Below are 15,778 nucleotides of genomic sequence, written 5' to 3'. Positions count from 1 at the left end.
CAAACATCTGGCTATCCGGGTGTTTGGTTTCAAGCTTCTGTCACCTTAACCTCTGGCACCTAAACTTCTGGCATCTAAACCCCTATTACCCGGGCCTCTGGCGCCTAATCTTCCACCTCAAATCGCACCCGCTTACCATCCGCCTGGTGCACAATCGCCTGAACGTCTTCGATGTTATCCGCCAGTACCAGATCCCCTACTCCACTGTGGTTGTGCAGTACCCGGCTTTCGCGACCATTGGGGTGACGGCGTTCAATTTTCATATCACGGCGTCGGGTGAGGAAGTTCAGCGGGGACTTGCTGCCAAAAATCATCAGGTTAATACGGTCGAACCAGGACAGCAGTTTGTGGGGAAATTCGTTTTTCAAACCGCTGCAGGTGATCTGCAAAATGCGCGGGCTGTGTTTGCGGAAGCGCAAGGTGATGTCGTAGGCAAAGGAGTAATGCACATCCCCCGACAAAATGATGAACTGTGGTGGGGTTTTCTTGTGGCGGAAGATGTTCAGCATCACGTTGGCCGCACCCGGATGGGCCATCCAGTTTTCGGCGTCCACCATCAGCGGCTTGCCTACGAAGGTAAATATCCGCTGAATCACTTCGATCAGCTTTACGCCAAAGATAGGGGCTGGTGATACCAGAATCACCGCTGGCTGGTTGATCAGCTCTTGCTGCAGTTCGCTCAGGCTTTCCCAGTCCATCAGGCCCGAGGGCTTGTTGGCGCTGGATTCTGAGCGCCACCGATGGGTGCGGGTGTCCATCACCACCAGTTTAGGGGTGGTCTCCAGATGGTAGTGCCATTCGTCAAACTCCAGCACCCGATCGACCAGTTCATCGTGCTGCTGAATGCCTTGCGGCCCAAACCAGTCACGGACCTCGTCCGCCAACTGGCGATATTTCTGCGGCTGATTGCCCCAGCCCTGACACAGCCAATACGCGATCAGAGCATTGCCGATGATGCGGCGGGAAAAGTCGTTGTTGTAGGCGGCCTCTTCCCAGCCACGGGTAAGATTCCAGTCGTCGGTGACGTCGTGGTCATCAAACATCATGTAACTGGGGATATGCGCCAGTAAGCGCCGCACCTTACCAAGGCCACGACTGAAACCCTCGATGATCGGCTTCTCGCGGTCATAGCGGGCTAAATGTTGCGCCGGAATACGCTGCCGTCCGGTGTCCAGATCGACCCACTGCCATGGCGTGTCGGACCACACCAGCAAGTACATGGCCATCACTTCCGCGAACGACACCAGATGGTTATGAGCGCCATCGGCGGTAAAGATGGGTTTACGGCCGCCCCGAAACACCATTTTTTCGACCTTTTCGTCGACTTCGGGCAGCAGGTGTTCGCGGCCGTAATAACAGTTGGGATGTTCAATCAGGTCTTTCAGATTGGTGGCTTCGGTGCCTTTCCAGTCTTCGTCGTAGAGGCCCAACGCCTCAATCACCTGGTGAATCGCCACCAACATTGGGCCAGCCACATCATCGGCGTATATCTGATCGCCGTGCATCATCATCAGGGACGGCCGGCTATCCGGCTCCAGCAAGCTTTGCTGAACCTGCACATCAGCCTGAATCAGGGCGTCGTCATTGGGGTAATGAGGTTTGCGGCAAGAACCGTGCAGCATGCGCTTGATCGCAGGCTTCACCATAAATACCGGTAGCCGCTGACCGTCGTAACACAGAGGCAAGCCGGCCAGTAACGAGGCATTTTGCTGATCCAGCAGGTCGTAGCACAGTGATGTATCCACAGGTAAGTCAGCACTGACTTCCAGCAGGTGCACCATGCAGCGCTCGCCTACCGGAATCACTTGTTGCTGCTGGGTGCAATCGATCAGCTCGCCGGAGTGGGCATCCGTCAGCTGCACGCTTGGCATAGTGCCGTCCCTGGTCACCAGCCACAGCACCAGCCCGTCTGGCGTCGTATGACGCAGCATTGGGCCAGCAATAATGGCTGGAATATCAGTGGGGGCAGTTGCAAGCGGTTCAGTCAGTGCCATGGGGTCACGTCAATCGGGAAAAGGATATGGAAACAAAGCGCGGATTAACGCCGGGTTAATCCATTTCTGCTTCACACGGTGTATTGAGAGATGGTCAGGTAATAGGAGAGGGATATGCCTGACATTGTTCCCTAGCGCGGCAGAGTTCAGCGACGGCAGGCACCGAAACGCGTACACTGCGCGCTTCAACAGAGATCCCCACCAAACGCACCGCTTTCAGGAACACCATGACAGACGAAAACCAAACCAACTACCAGAACAACCCGCTGCACGGCGTCGGCCTCAAGCAAATGCTGGAGGAGCTGGTCAGTCACTATGGCTTTCAGATTCTGTTCGCGTATCTGAACATCAACTGTTTCAAGACCAACCCGACCATTATGGCCAGCGTGAAGTTTTTGAAGAAGACCACTTGGGCGCGTGAAAAGGTCGAGGTGTTTTATCTGTATCGCTACAAGAACCTGCCGAACCCGTCTTCCGAACAGTTCAAGCAGTCGCCGCGGGATCGGGTGATTCCAGCTCATCAGCAGGTTGGTGAACCACAGGAACTGTCGCTGGAAGACGCAGAGCAGGAACAGCAAAAGCGTGAGCGCCGCAGCGCGGCACACAACAAGCGCCCTCATGGCGGCAAGCCATTCGGTAATCAACGCAATATGGAACGTCGCCGGGTTACGTCCGGGCAGTCTGGTCGCACGAGCTCAAACGACAACTCTAACCGCAGCTCAAACTATATCTCTAACCAAGGCTCAACAAACGGCGCGAGCACTGACCCGTGGGCCAATGCTCGCAAGAAAGTCCAGCAAGACGGCGAATAACCGCGTCAGTTGAGTTTGTACTGACCGATCTGAGACTCCAGCAAGCGCACTACTGAAGACAACTCTTCACAAGCGGCCTGGGTATCTTGCGCCAGTTGACTGTTGCGGTCGCTGGCGTGGGAAATGGATTCGATGTTTTGCGACATACTTTCCGTCACCTGCCCCTGCTCGCGGGTTGAGTTGGCGATTTCGGCATTGGCATGACTGAGGCTGGCCATGGCATCCACCACTTGCGCAAAGGTATTGCTGACCTGCGCCGTCATGGAGGCATTTTCAGACGATTCGGCGCGATTGGTTTGCATCAATTCGGTGGCGTGCTGACCTTGTTTCTGCAGCTTGGCGACCATGTCGTTGATCTCTTCAGTCGACTGCTGGGTTCGGCTGGCCAGCGAACGTACTTCATCGGCCACCACCGCAAATCCGCGGCCTTGCTCCCCTGCCCGTGCAGCTTCAATCGCGGCGTTCAATGCCAGCAAATTGGTTTGCTCGGCAATGTTGCGAATCACATCCAGCACGGTCGAAATGCTGGCGCTGTCAGCAGCCAGTTGTTCCACCGCCCGTTCCGACTCTTCAATGCTGGAGGCCTGGGACTGAATGCGCTCACAAGCTGTCTGCAACAGCGTCGCGCCTTCCTGTACCTGCTTCAACGCCATCGAGGTGGTGTCCTGTGCCCGGCCGGTGGTGCCCGCCACTTCTGACGCGGTCATCGACAATTCATGGGCAGCAGACGCCACATTTTTGGTCTGGTCCGCCTGCTCCAGCTGGTTGGCATTGAGGCTGTCAGCCATGCCGCCCAGCTTGGCGGTCACCTGACGTACCTTGGCAGACTCGGATGCAACGCTCTTCATGGTGGCCTGCAAACGATCCAGCAGGCGGTCAAATTCGTTGGCCATGGTGCCAAATTCATCATCACGGCCGGAGTTGAAGCGGCGGGTCAAATCCCCTTCCCCATCGGCCATTTCCTGAATGGTACGAATGCGGTGCAGCAGCGGTCGCATCACCACTTTCTGAATCATGGTGAACACCACCACACCCAGCACTACCAACAAGCCCAACAATCCCGCCAGTCCTTCCATCACTGCGGCTCGCACCATGGCCGCGGTTTCACGGGTGTCGGTGCCCAGAGCAATGCCGTAGCCCCACGGGGCAAAGGCTTCGGTTCTGACCTGCCAGCCGGATTCACCTGCCAGCGCCTGTTCAATGGTGTCTGTGTTGACACTTTGGGTATGCAATCGGACAGCGCCTTTGCCGTCCAGCAGGGCGACAAAGCCCTTATCCAGAATGCTCAGGTCTGCCAACGCGGCCCCGAGGGATTTCAGGTCGGCCGAGTAACCCACGTACCAGATGCCAATGACCTCGCCACGGGAATTGACCAAAGGCTCGTACGCCGTCAGGTAAGGTTTACCCAGAATATCCACTTCGCCGTAATAGGCCTTGCCCTGACGAATGGCCGCCATGGCCTTGCCACCGGGAGCCAATCGGGTGCCAATAGCACGCTTGCCTTCCTTCATCACGTTGGTGGAAATCCGAATGAAGTCGTCGCCCTGTTTGGAAAAGATGGTCGCCGTGCCCCCCATCACTTCGGTCAGGCTATCGACCAAGGCAAAATTATTGGCCAGTGCCATATTGCCCAGATACACGTCGTTGGCGCGTGTGCCGTTCACACTGATGGTTTCGCCCAGCTCCGCAGCGCCCAGCGCCATGCCACGCTCTTTCAGCAGTTTCATCGAGCTGACCACTCGCTCGCTCATGATGCCGTCGGTCACTTCCAGCATGCTGACCACTTTCGAGAGCGCCTGCTGCTGCTCCTTCAGCACCCGCTGTTCAACCGCCGATACGTTGCGGTTGTAGGAAAACCAGGACAACACCACGGCAAACGCCAGAATGGTAAACACCAGGGTAAAGACCAGTTTTTTCTGAATGGACATGGCAGCATGCCTCTCCTTGAATGCAATAATTCAAAGAGTAGACAGCCACAGCGCAATGGCAGGCTGGAGTCAGGAAAGTCGGGATTTGAGGCTCGATTCTGAATCCTTTGTTTGATTCAGCTCAGCGTTGGCAATGGGGCGAACAGCAAACAGGCTCGCCACCAACAAAAACGCCCGGACCTTGCGGGCCGGGCGTTCTCGGGATTACTTGACGACTTTCAGCGAAGGTCGTCCAGACGTTGACGGCGCCGGTTCATCGGCTTCCGGCTCGGTTTTGGTTGGCGTTGGATCATCCGGGTCCGGCGCACCGGCTTCGGTTCCAAACACCATGCCCTGGCCGTTTTCCTTGGCGTAAATCGCCAGGATAGCAACCGTCGGTACATAGACCGACATAGGCACGCCGCCGAAGCGGGCGTTAAACGAGATGCCGTCGTTATCAATCAGCAGGTTTTGCACCGCGACCGGGCTGACGTTCAGCACAATCTGGCCCTGATTGACGTAGTCCTGAGGTACCTGGACCCCAGCAAGCGATGCATCCACGAGTACGTAAGGCGTGCACTGGTTATCGAGAATCCACTCGTTCAGGGCACGTACCAGGTATGGTCTGCTTGGGGTCATGGTACTCATCAGTCGCGCATTTCCCGTTCTGCTTCAGTCAGGGAAGCCTGGAACGATTCACGATCGAACAGACGCTCCATGTATTGCAGCAGTGGCTTGCACTGTTTTTCTGGCAGTTCGATGCCCAGAACCGGCAAACGCCACAGGATTGGTGCAACGCAGCAATCAACGATGGAGAAGTCTTCGCTCATGAAGTACGGCATTTCAGCGAAGATCGGCGCAATGCCAACCAGGTTGTCGGTCAGTTCCTTACGCGCTTCTTCAACGCCTTCGTTGCCTTTCAGGATGGTGTCGATCAGACCGCCCCAATCCTTTTCAATGCGCTTGATCCACAGACGGCTCTCGGCACGGGCAACAGGGTAAACAGGCAGCAGCGGAGGATGCGGGAAACGCTCGTCCAGGTACTCCATCATGATGTTCGGATCTTCGTACAGAGTCAGATCACGATCCACCAGCGTTGGCAGGCTGTTGTACGGGTTCAGAGACGTCAGATCTTCCGGCAGATTGTTCGGATCGACATCCAGGATTTCCACGGCTACACCTTTTTCAGCCAGTACGATACGTACGCGGTGGCTGAAGTGATCCGTGGCATCGGAATAAAACGTCATGGTAGAGCGCTTGGCTACAACCCCCATAGTGTCCTCGCTTGCTAAAAAATCAATTATCTAAAAACAAAGATAGCCCGGCCGCAGAACGGCCAGGCTAACTTCGGGAAGTGAACAGCGATTATTTGATATCGCGCCACATTTCCTTGTTCAGCAGGTATACCGGTACGAAGAAAATCGCCAGGAACAACAATACCCACCAACCCAGGCGTTCACGCTCTACAGCGATCGGCTCGGCTACATAGGTCATGAAGTTTACCAGATCGAAGACCAAATCGTCGTATTCTTCTGCTGTCAGAGTGCCTTCTTCTGCAATATACAGCGTATGTTCCTGCTCTTCCGTGATCGGTTGACCAGTCAGAGTGTCATAGCCGACAGTCACATCCGCAGTACCCAGCTTCTGGACACCTTGCAAATCAGCCAGAACATGCGGCATACCCACGTCCTTGAAGACCACATTGTTGACGCCCCATGGACGGCTAGGGTCTTCGTAGAAACTGCGCAGATAGGTGTACAACCAGTCCGGACGGCGTACACGGGCAACCAGTGTCAGGTCTGGCGGCGTGGCACCAAACCAACGCTTGGAGTCTTCCTGCTGCATACCAATGGTGGCCAGATCACCGAACTTCTTATCGGTATCGAACACCAGGTGTTCCATCATCATGGCTTCCGGAATGTCCAGATCCTTGGCGATGCGGTTATAACGCGCATGTTCAAGAGAGTGACATCCCATGCAATAGTTCATGAACGTCTGGGCACCACGTTGCAGCGATGCCTTGTCGGTCAAGTCGGTACGGTGCTCGTCCAGCGGGACGCCAGCACCGGCTGCGATTGCCAGAGACGGCAATACGGCAGCGATCAATGCGAAAATCTTTTTCATTAGTGGCCCCCTGTTACGCGCTCTGGAACTGGCTTGGTCTTTTCCATTCGGGTGTAGAACGGCATACCGATGAAGAAACCGAAGTAGATCACGGACGCAACCTGAGCAACCAGGGTCAGTGTTTCGGTCGCTGGCTGGGTACCCAACCAGGTCAGCAGTACGAAGTTAATACCGAAGATGACCAGGTAGATCTTGCTGATCCAACCTTTGTAACGCCAGCTACGAACAGGGCTGCGATCCAGCCACGGCAGCACAAACAGAACCGCAATCGCACCGCCCATGGCGGCCACACCCAGCAGTTTGTCCGGTACCGCACGCAAGATGGCGTAGAACGCACCGAAGTACCAAACCGGGGCAATGTGTTCCGGAGTTTTCAAACCGTTGGCCGGTTCAAAGTTGGCGTATTCCAGCATGAAACCGCCGCCTTCAGGGAAGAAGAACAGTACGGTACAGAACACCATCAGGAATACCACGATACCCACCATATCGTGCACGGTGTAGTAAGGGTGGAACGGTACGCCGTCCAGAGGCTTGCCGTTTTCGTCTTTCAGTTTTTTGATGTCGACGCCGTCCGGGTTGTTGGAACCCACTTCGTGCAGCGCCAGCAGGTGAACCACCACCAGCATCACGATCACCAGCGGTACAGCAATGACGTGCAGGGCAAAGAAGCGGTTCAGGGTGGCACCGGAAATCAGGAAGTCACCACGAATCCATTCGGTCAGCAGGTCGCCGTATGGCAATACCGAGAACAGCGAGATAATTACCTGCGCACCCCAGTAGGACATCTGACCCCATGGCAGTACGTAGCCCATAAAGGCTTCGGCCATCAGTGCCAGGTAGATCAGCATACCGAAAATCCAGATCAACTCGCGCGGCTTCTGGTAAGACCCGTACAACAGCGCCCGCATCATGTGCAGGTACACAGCAATAAAGAAGAAGGTCGCGCCGGTGGAGTGCATGTAGCGAATCAACCAACCCCATTCCACATCACGCATGATGTATTCAACGGAGGCAAACGCGGCTTCGGCACTTGGCGTAAACTGCATGGTCAGCCAGATACCAGTCAGGATCTGGTTCGCCAGCATCAGCATCGACAGTACGCCGAAGAAGTACCAGAAGTTGAAGTTCTTCGGAGCATAGTACTTCGACATATGCTTTTCGTAGGTCTGGGTAACCGGCAGGCGGTCATCAATCCAGCCCATGAGGGAATTCTTGTTGTTGCTCATCAGGCGGTCTCCTCGTCTACACCAACAACGATGACGTTATCGTCTTCGTACATGTATGGTGGAATCACCAGGTTGTCTGAAGCGGGGGAGCCGCTGAAAACACGGCCAGACAGGTCGAAACGCGAGCCATGACAAGGGCAAAACCAACCGCCCTGCCAGTTAGGATCGAACGGCTCCGGTTTCACTTCCGGGTGATATTTAGGGGCACAGCCCAGGTGTGTGCACACCCCCAGAACAACGATCAGCTCAGGTTTGCGGGAACGGTATACGTTGTCAGCATAGTCAGGTTGTTGTTCCTTGTTGGCGTTGTCCGGGTCCTTCAAACGACCGGCCAAACCTTCCAACTTACCCAGCATTTCATCGGTGCGGCGAGCAACATATACCGGCTTACCGCGCCATTCTGCGGTTACCATAGCGCCCGCGCCTACCTTGCTGACGTCGATTTTTGCTGGAGCGCCGGCAGCTTTCGCTTTCTCACTTGGCATCCAGGAACCAACGAAGGGCACAGCAAGAAAGCCAGCACCAACCGCGCCGACAGCTGAGGTCGCGCCCACCAATAGGGTGCGGCGACCTTTATTAACGCCGTCTTGACTCATCACGATTTCTCCCATCTTTTAATATTCTTTTTCTGCCGCGAGGTCTTTACCAACCTGTTGAGAGACACAGAGTTCGGACCACAGCACAGATTGCAGAGCGGCGCCCATAGTAATGGAATTATAGTTGGCTAAACAACCATCAAGAGGTAGCAGACGGGGGGTGCGAAGGCATAAAAAAAGCGTCCATTGACATAGGCCAAGGGACGCTTCTTTTTGTAGCGATAATAAGAAATATTAACGCTTGGAGAACTGTGGCTTCTTACGTGCTTTACGCAGACCCACTTTCTTACGCTCAACTTCACGAGCATCACGAGTAACGTAACCCGCAGCACGCAGAGATGGACGCAGAGTCTCATCGTATTGCATCAGAGCACGGGTGATACCGTGACGGATAGCACCAGCCTGGCCGTTACCGCCGCCACCGCAAACATTTACGATAACGTCGAATTTTTCCAGGCTTTCAGTCAGTTCCAGAGGCTGACGCACAACCATACGAGCAGTTTCACGGCCGAAGTATTCGTCCAGGGAACGCTTGTTGATGGTGATAGAACCAGTACCCGGGCGCAAGAAAACGCGAGCGGTAGAAGTCTTGCGACGACCAGTACCGCAGTATTGAGTCACGGCCATGATTATTCTCCCAGCTTCAGTTCTTGAGGCTGCTGAGCAGTATGAGGATGCTCGCTACCTGCGTAAACTTTCATTTTCTTGAACATGGCACGACCCAAAGGATTCTTTGGCAGCATGCCTTTAACCGCGAACTCGATTACGTCCTGAGGCTTGTAGTCGATCAGCTTTTCAAAGTTGATAGACTTCAGGCCACCTGGGTAACCAGTGTGACGGTAGTACATCTTGTCACTGGCTTTCTTGCCGGTAACTTTGATTTTTTCTGCGTTGATAACAACGATGTAATCGCCGGTATCTACGTGAGGAGTGTATTCTGGCTTGTGCTTGCCTCTCAAACGGCGAGCCACTTCGGTAGCCAGGCGACCCAGCGTCTGATCAGCTGCATCAACTACAAACCACTCACGTTTTACGGCTTCGGGTTTTGCGCTGTAAGTTTTCATCAATTTCTCGCCTTTAAGGGCATGTTGATCAGAAAAGAGGGCGGCATTCTACAGGACGGTAATTACAGTCGCAACTGCTTGTGCAATTTTAATGCAACAGTACGCTGTGAATCCGGTGCGTTACCCATTGGTAACAGAATGTGCCGCGTTTTCATATTTTCATAACGGGGCGCAAATACTACACCAAGGTTTTATCTTTGTCCTGTTTATTTCAGATTAATTTCGAAAGAAGTCATATGGCGCCAAACAAGCCAACCCGTGGCCTTTTAATACGCCGAACACGACCACCGCAAAGTACGGTTTGATAACGCTCTGGTGAGAAGCGTCGAAGAGACAGGACAGAGGCTCAACCTGATCGCTGAGCGCCCTGCCCCAAACAAACAAAGCAGAAACGTACCCGAACAGCGGAACAAAAGCCGGTATCAGTAATGCTCCGGCTCGCGCATTCGCTGCAAACCGAAAATCAGCGATAACAAACCGGTCATCACGTCGATCAGAATCGCCAGCGCCATCAGGGTAGCGGTTTCGTCGTTCTGGTCAAAACCGGCCAACTGACCGACGTAGAAACTGGTCGCACTGACCGCAAACGAAAACAGCACGCAGCCAATCAGCAAATAGCCTTTGGCGTCGTCCATCATCATTTGCTCATCCAGCACCCGACGCTGCAACAGCACGTACATTCCCAGGCACAGTGCCGCCGTGGCGCAGATACCAACAATAAAAAAGCTCAACATAGGCAAACTCCTTCTTTTATAACGTTACAGAAAGAAGCCTAGTTGAGCTTTTGGCGCTTGCCAGCCCCGGCCGGACTGGCAGCAGGTCAGAATGACGCCGGATCAGTGCTCGCGGGTGGCGCGGAACTGAATGTCTGGCCAACGTTCTTCGGTCAGGCTCAGGTTCACACGCGTTGGCGCAATGTAGGTCAGGTGACCGCCACCGTCGATGGCGAGGTTCTCACCGCCCTTGCGACGGAATTCTTCCAGTTTGCGCTCGTCGTCACAGTACACCCAGCGGGCGGTCGCCACACTGACGGGTTCGTACTGACATTCCACTTTGTATTCGTCGCGCAAACGCTGCTGAACCACGTCAAACTGCAGCACACCCACAGCGCCCAGAATCAGGTCGTTGTTGTTCAGTGGCATAAATAGCTGGGTAGCCCCCTCTTCCGACAGCTGCTGCAAACCTTTTTGCAGCTGCTTCATCTTCAATGGGTCTTTCAGGCGCACACGCTTGAACAGTTCTGGCGCAAAGTGCGGAATACCAGTGAACTGCAAATCTTCGCCCTGGGTAAAGGTATCGCCAATCTGAATGGTGCCGTGGTTGTGCAAACCAATGATGTCACCGGAGATAGCTTCTTCTACCGCCGAGCGGTCGCCCGCCAGGAAGGTCACCGCGTCGGCAATCTTGATGTCCTTGCCGATGCGGGTGTGCTTCATCTTCATGCCCTTGGTGTAGGAGCCGGAACAAACGCGCATAAAGGCAATGCGGTCGCGGTGTTTCGGGTCCATGTTCGCCTGGATCTTGAAGATAAAGCCGCTGAATTTCTCTTCCGTCGGTGGAACTTCACGCTCCTTGGTCTGACGGGCAATCGGTGCCGGTGCCCACTCAACGAAGTAGTTGAGCATTTCACGCACGCCAAAGTTGGCCAATGCGGTACCGAAGAACACTGGCGTCAGTTCGCCGCGCAGGTATTCGTCAAGGTCGAACTCGTGGCTGGCTGCCTGTACCAATTCGATTTCTTCCTGCACGTCATCAATCAGGCTCTGGCCCAACAGTTCGATGGCTTCCGGGGAATCCAGACCCTTGATCTGGATGTCGTCCGGCACCACGCTGGCCTGGCCTTGCTTGAACACGTGAATGATGTCGGTGCGCAGGTCGTAGATGCCCTTGAAGGCCTTACCCATGCCAATCGGCCAGGTCACTGGTGCACATTTGATTTTCAGGACGGTTTCGATCTCGTCCATCACTTCAATGTGGTCACGGACTTCACGGTCCATCTTGTTGATGAAGGTGAAGATCGGTGTATCACGCAGACGACATACGTCCATCAGCTTGATGGTCCGGTCTTCTACACCCTTGGCGCCGTCAATCACCATCAACACAGAGTCAACCGCGGTCAGGGTACGGTAGGTATCTTCCGAGAAGTCTTCGTGTCCGGGGGTGTCCAGCAGGTTCACCATCCGCTCACGGTATGGGAACTGCATCACCGAGGTGGTGATAGAGATACCACGGTCCTGCTCCATCTGCATCCAGTCGGAAGTTGCCATACGGCCGGTTTTCTTGCCCTTTACGGTACCGGCGAGCTGAATCGCATTCCCGAACAGCAGCAGCTTTTCGGTGATGGTGGTTTTACCCGCATCCGGGTGAGAAATAATGCCGAACGTACGACGACGCTGGACTTCGTTCTGGAATTGGCTGGCCATTCGATCGCTTTGTCTTGGGAATTCGCTACGTCAACTCACCGCGCGCTGACGCAGTGAGCAGAATTTGGCCGCTATTCTCGCTGATTCCGCGTCGATTCGCCACGGAACGCAGCAATAATTGAAAAACAGTCAGCAACCGCCAGCAGCAAAACCGCCAGAGGCACTGACATATTCACCGTCAATGAATTATCTGACGGTCGATTGCGGAGCCATGCCTAACGCACCGTACAGCTCAATCAGGGCTTGCAGATTGGTCAGTCGCTGACTGGCCAATGAGTCCACCGCGCTGATGTAACTACGCTGGGAACTGAGCAGGTCGTCGAAGTCACTCTCACCGGTCTCCCACAGCAAGCGCGCTACATCCAGCAAGTGGTCGTTATTGCTGAGGGTCTCTTCTGCCAGTTCGGTACGTCGATGTTCAACATCCACTCCGTCCAGGGCTTCCAGCACTTCCTGCATGGCGCTGATCACGGTTTCACGGTATTGCACCCGCGCCAGTTCCTTGTTCACTTCGGCGCTTTCAATCGCCGCGGTAGTCGCACCGCCATCAAACAGCGTCATCGACAACGACTGCCCCAGCGAGAAGCTCCAATCCACCAGATTGAGCAAATCCTGTGGCGACAACGAGGCACTCAGGCTCAGGCTGGGCCAACGATCGGCTTCAGCCAGATACACGCTCTGATGACGCTGCTGCAAGGTCACTTCGGCGGCCAGAATATCCGGCCGCTGTTTCAATAGTTGTGCTGGCTGTACCCGGGCAATGGCCGGAATACGAATATCTTCAAAGCGCTCCTGATACAGCTCTGTTGGCACACTCAGATCGGCTCGACCCAGCAACACCGCTAGCGCCCTCTCGTTGGTAACGACCGTTTGCTCCAGCGACATGATGCTGCGTTCCAGCGACAGCGTGGTATTACGCTGGCTGGCGACGGTAATGCCTGACTCACTGCCCGCTTGGTAACGAATTTGCACCAGTTGCTCCAGCTCGCGGCTGGCTTTCAGATTCTGGCGTGCCAGATCCAACCGCTGACGACTGGACAGCCATTGCAGGTATTGTTTGACCAAACCGGTTTGCAGGGTGATGCGAGCGCTGGCCAGATCGAGCTGAGCCGCCACCACATCCAGTTCGGCCTGATCAATCTGGGTGGCCCGGCGACCCCATAAATCAACGCTGTAACTGGCCGACAGGCTCAAACCACTGCCGCTGCTCCAACTGCCACTGCTGTCGCCATCCAGGGTTGTTTTCTGACTGGTTGATGCCTTGGCGCTGACGCTCGGCCAGGAGCCAGACTGCTCTGATTCCAGCGCAATTTGTGCCTGCTGCAAACGCAACAGCGCTTGCTGCAACGTCAGGTTGTCGATTTCGGCGTCCTGCATGATGCGGTTCAGCCCCGGCGAACCCAGCTGCGCCCACCATTGTGGGTCCAGATCACCGGCATTTTGCAGTCGCGCTTGCTGTGCTGCCGTTAATTGCGGAACCTCGATATCGGTTGCCGATGCATCCAGTACCGATGGCCCGGCACAGCCTGCCAGCAGCAGGGAGGCCGTCATGGCGACCAACAAACTGGCAGAGCATAGGCCTTGGTGTTGTCTCTGCTGGTGTTGTCCCAAGGCATTCACAGGTGTTGAGTGAACAGATTCCATCACGGTGTTGTTACCTTCCATTAATCTTCTGCCAGAGCATCAATCGGGTTCAGTCGGGATGCCTTGCGTGCCGGAGCATGGCCAAAAACCAGCCCCACCAGCACGGCTGAAACAAACGCCATAACCGGTGGCGTCAGCGAATAGGCAATGGCAATGTTCATCTGACCAATGATGAACGCCACGGTACCGCCCAGAACCAGTCCAACTACGCCACCAAGACAGCACACCACCAATGCTTCAATGTTGAATTGCTGCAGAATGTCGCCGGGTTTGGCACCGGTAGCGATGCGCAGACCAATTTCACGACGGCGTTCAGACACGGACACCAGCATGATATTCATCACCCCAATGCCGCCTACAAACAGGGATATGGCGGCCACCGAACCCAACAGCCAGGTCAGGGTGTCCTGGGTTTCGGTAATGGCTTCAATCAGAGAGGCGGTATTGCGAACAGTGAAGTCTTCCGCGCCATGACGCTGGGTCAGTGCCAAGGTCACCAGCGCTTCGGCTTCTTCAATCTCGTCAGTGTCTTCAATGCTGACGGTAATCGAGCTGAGGTATTCCCGCCCAAAGATACGCACCATGCCAGTGGTCAGCGGAATCAGCATTTCCTCATCCATGTCCTCTCCACCGGCTGCGCCTTTGGCTTCCAGCACCCCCACCACCTGAAAGATGCCGTTCGACAAGAAGACGTACTGGCCAATCGGGTTTTCGCCGTTGACAAACAACTGGTCAACAATGGTCTGGCCGATCACCACCACGGGAGCCAATGAACTCATATCTTCTTCGGTAAAGAAGGTGCCCTGCGACATGCTCCAGTCTTTCACCACCAGGTAGTCCGGTGTGATCGCCCGCACTTTGCCGCGAAAATCCCGGCTGCCAAACCGTACCGTGGCCCGGGTGTTACGCTCTGGTGCCGCGGCTTCAATGCCTGGCAGCTTCGCCAGCGCCTCGGCATCTTCCACCGACAAGGTCGCGGTATCGCCAGAGCTACGGTTATTGCCACCTCCCGGCCGAATTAGCAGCAAATTAGTGCCCATGGATTCAATTCGTTGCAGCACCTGTTGTTTGCCGCCTTCGCCAATCGCCATCATGGCGACCACTGCCGCCACACCAATGACAATGCCGAGCAAGGTCAGCAAGGTACGAAACCAGTTGTTCTTCAACGACTGCAAAGCCGTGCCAATCGACACCAGTGCACTGACCGAACGGAACGGTTTCAGTGGTGCCGGTGCGGCCTTGGGCGCATTGGCAGAGCCTGCCTGCCATTTGCCATCGGCCGAATCCGACTGGATCTTGCCATCGTGAATATGAATCTGACGTTTGGCGTGCTCGGCCACTTCGGCATCGTGGGTAATCAGAATGACGGTAACGCCTTCTTCGTTCAGCTGCTTGAGCATATCCAGCACCTGAACACCCGTTGCACTGTCCAGTGCGCCGGTTGGTTCGTCGGCCAGAATTACCTCGGCGCCATTGATCATGGCACGAGCAATCGATACCCGTTGCTGCTGGCCACCCGACAATTCCGACGGCGTGTGATGCATACGCACGCCCACCCCGAGCTTATCCAGCAACTCAGCAGCACGCTGTTCGCGTTGCTCTTTCGGCGTATGGGCATACACCGCCGGCAAGGCGACGTTTTCCTGGGCAGTCAGGTTGGCTAACAACTGATAGCGCTGGAACACAAAACCAAAGGTTTTCAGGCGCAAGGCTGCCAGCTGATCGGGGGTCAGGTCGGCCACATCGTGGCCATTGACCTTGTATTCGCCATCGGTCGGCCGATCCAGACACCCGAGGATGTTCATCAGGGTCGACTTGCCGGAACCGGACTGCCCCATCACGGCAACAAATTCACCGTGCTCAATGGTCAGGCTGACACCGTCCAGCGCTTTGACGGTTTCATCACCAGTCTGGTAGTGGCGCGAGACATCCCGCAAGGCTATCAGGGTCTGGCGGTCATGGCTGTTTGATAGAGAAGCATTAGCCAC

14 protein-coding genes are annotated in these 15,778 nt (G+C 55.2%); 1 reads left to right on the top strand and 13 read right to left on the bottom strand.

Annotated features, from left to right (window positions below; translation table 11 throughout):
* Positions 1 to 104 precede the first annotated feature (104 nt).
* A complete protein-coding gene (locus ACXADJ_RS00180; RefSeq protein ID WP_475061769.1) occupies positions 105 to 1,994 on the bottom strand; it encodes an alkaline phosphatase D family protein in 1,890 nt (629 codons plus the stop codon).
* A gap of 227 nt (positions 1,995 to 2,221) precedes the next feature.
* Between ACXADJ_RS00180 and ACXADJ_RS00175 the strand changes: the two genes are divergently transcribed.
* Positions 2,222 to 2,806 carry a VF530 family protein gene (locus ACXADJ_RS00175; protein WP_475061766.1) on the top strand — a complete coding sequence of 195 codons (585 nt, stop codon included), beginning with the start codon at positions 2,222 to 2,224 and terminating at the stop codon, positions 2,804 to 2,806.
* Positions 2,807 to 2,811: 5 nt separating this feature from the next.
* On the opposite strand, the gene ACXADJ_RS00170 is transcribed toward ACXADJ_RS00175, so the two are convergent.
* The 12 genes from ACXADJ_RS00170 to ACXADJ_RS00115 form a co-directional block, all read right to left on the bottom strand.
* Entirely contained in the window at positions 2,812 to 4,734 is a 1,923-nt protein-coding gene (locus ACXADJ_RS00170) for a methyl-accepting chemotaxis protein (RefSeq protein WP_475061764.1), read from the bottom strand.
* A 204-nt stretch (positions 4,735 to 4,938) separates the two neighbouring features.
* Positions 4,939 to 5,352: a ClpXP protease specificity-enhancing factor gene (locus ACXADJ_RS00165; RefSeq protein WP_475068077.1), complete on the bottom strand. Its 414-nt coding sequence runs from the start codon at positions 5,350 to 5,352 to the stop codon at positions 4,939 to 4,941.
* An 8-nt stretch (positions 5,353 to 5,360) separates the two neighbouring features.
* A complete protein-coding gene (gene sspA, locus ACXADJ_RS00160; RefSeq protein ID WP_475061762.1) occupies positions 5,361 to 5,987 on the bottom strand; it encodes a stringent starvation protein SspA in 627 nt (208 codons plus the stop codon).
* A gap of 91 nt (positions 5,988 to 6,078) precedes the next feature.
* Positions 6,079 to 6,837, bottom strand: coding sequence for a cytochrome c1 (locus ACXADJ_RS00155; protein ID WP_028293770.1), 759 nt, complete (start codon positions 6,835 to 6,837; stop codon positions 6,079 to 6,081).
* Positions 6,837 to 8,063: a cytochrome b gene (locus ACXADJ_RS00150; RefSeq protein WP_028293771.1), complete on the bottom strand. Its 1,227-nt coding sequence runs from the start codon at positions 8,061 to 8,063 to the stop codon at positions 6,837 to 6,839. Before ACXADJ_RS00150 ends, ACXADJ_RS00155 begins: the two co-directional genes overlap by 1 nt.
* Entirely contained in the window at positions 8,063 to 8,659 is a 597-nt protein-coding gene (gene petA / locus ACXADJ_RS00145) for a ubiquinol-cytochrome c reductase iron-sulfur subunit (RefSeq protein ID WP_475068075.1), read from the bottom strand. Before petA ends, ACXADJ_RS00150 begins: the two co-directional genes overlap by 1 nt.
* Positions 8,660 to 8,893: 234 nt before the next feature.
* A complete protein-coding gene (gene rpsI, locus ACXADJ_RS00140) occupies positions 8,894 to 9,286 on the bottom strand; it encodes a 30S ribosomal protein S9 (RefSeq protein WP_475061758.1) in 393 nt (130 codons plus the stop codon).
* A 2-nt stretch (positions 9,287 to 9,288) separates the two neighbouring features.
* The gene (gene rplM / locus ACXADJ_RS00135; RefSeq protein WP_475061756.1) at positions 9,289 to 9,723 is read right to left on the bottom strand and encodes a 50S ribosomal protein L13; all 435 of its coding nucleotides are present in this window, start codon (positions 9,721 to 9,723) and stop codon (positions 9,289 to 9,291) included.
* 422 nt (positions 9,724 to 10,145) lie between these two features.
* A complete protein-coding gene (locus ACXADJ_RS00130) occupies positions 10,146 to 10,457 on the bottom strand; it encodes a hypothetical protein (protein WP_475061753.1) in 312 nt (103 codons plus the stop codon).
* 102 nt (positions 10,458 to 10,559) lie between these two features.
* Positions 10,560 to 12,146, bottom strand: coding sequence for a peptide chain release factor 3 (locus tag ACXADJ_RS00125; protein WP_028293776.1), 1,587 nt, complete (start codon positions 12,144 to 12,146; stop codon positions 10,560 to 10,562).
* Positions 12,147 to 12,332: 186 nt separating this feature from the next.
* Positions 12,333 to 13,811, bottom strand: a complete 1,479-nt coding sequence (locus tag ACXADJ_RS00120) for a TolC family protein (protein WP_475061751.1) — start codon at positions 13,809 to 13,811, stop codon at positions 12,333 to 12,335.
* On the bottom strand, positions 13,811 to 15,778 hold the full coding sequence (locus ACXADJ_RS00115) for a MacB family efflux pump subunit (RefSeq protein ID WP_475061749.1): 1,968 nt from the start codon (positions 15,776 to 15,778) through the stop codon (positions 13,811 to 13,813). The genes ACXADJ_RS00120 and ACXADJ_RS00115 overlap by 1 nt, the downstream gene beginning before the upstream one ends.

Source organism: Oceanobacter sp. ABM4_470 (assembly GCF_056158645.1).
Note: the sequence above shows the minus strand (reverse complement) of the source record. Positions and strands in the feature narration are given on the sequence as shown.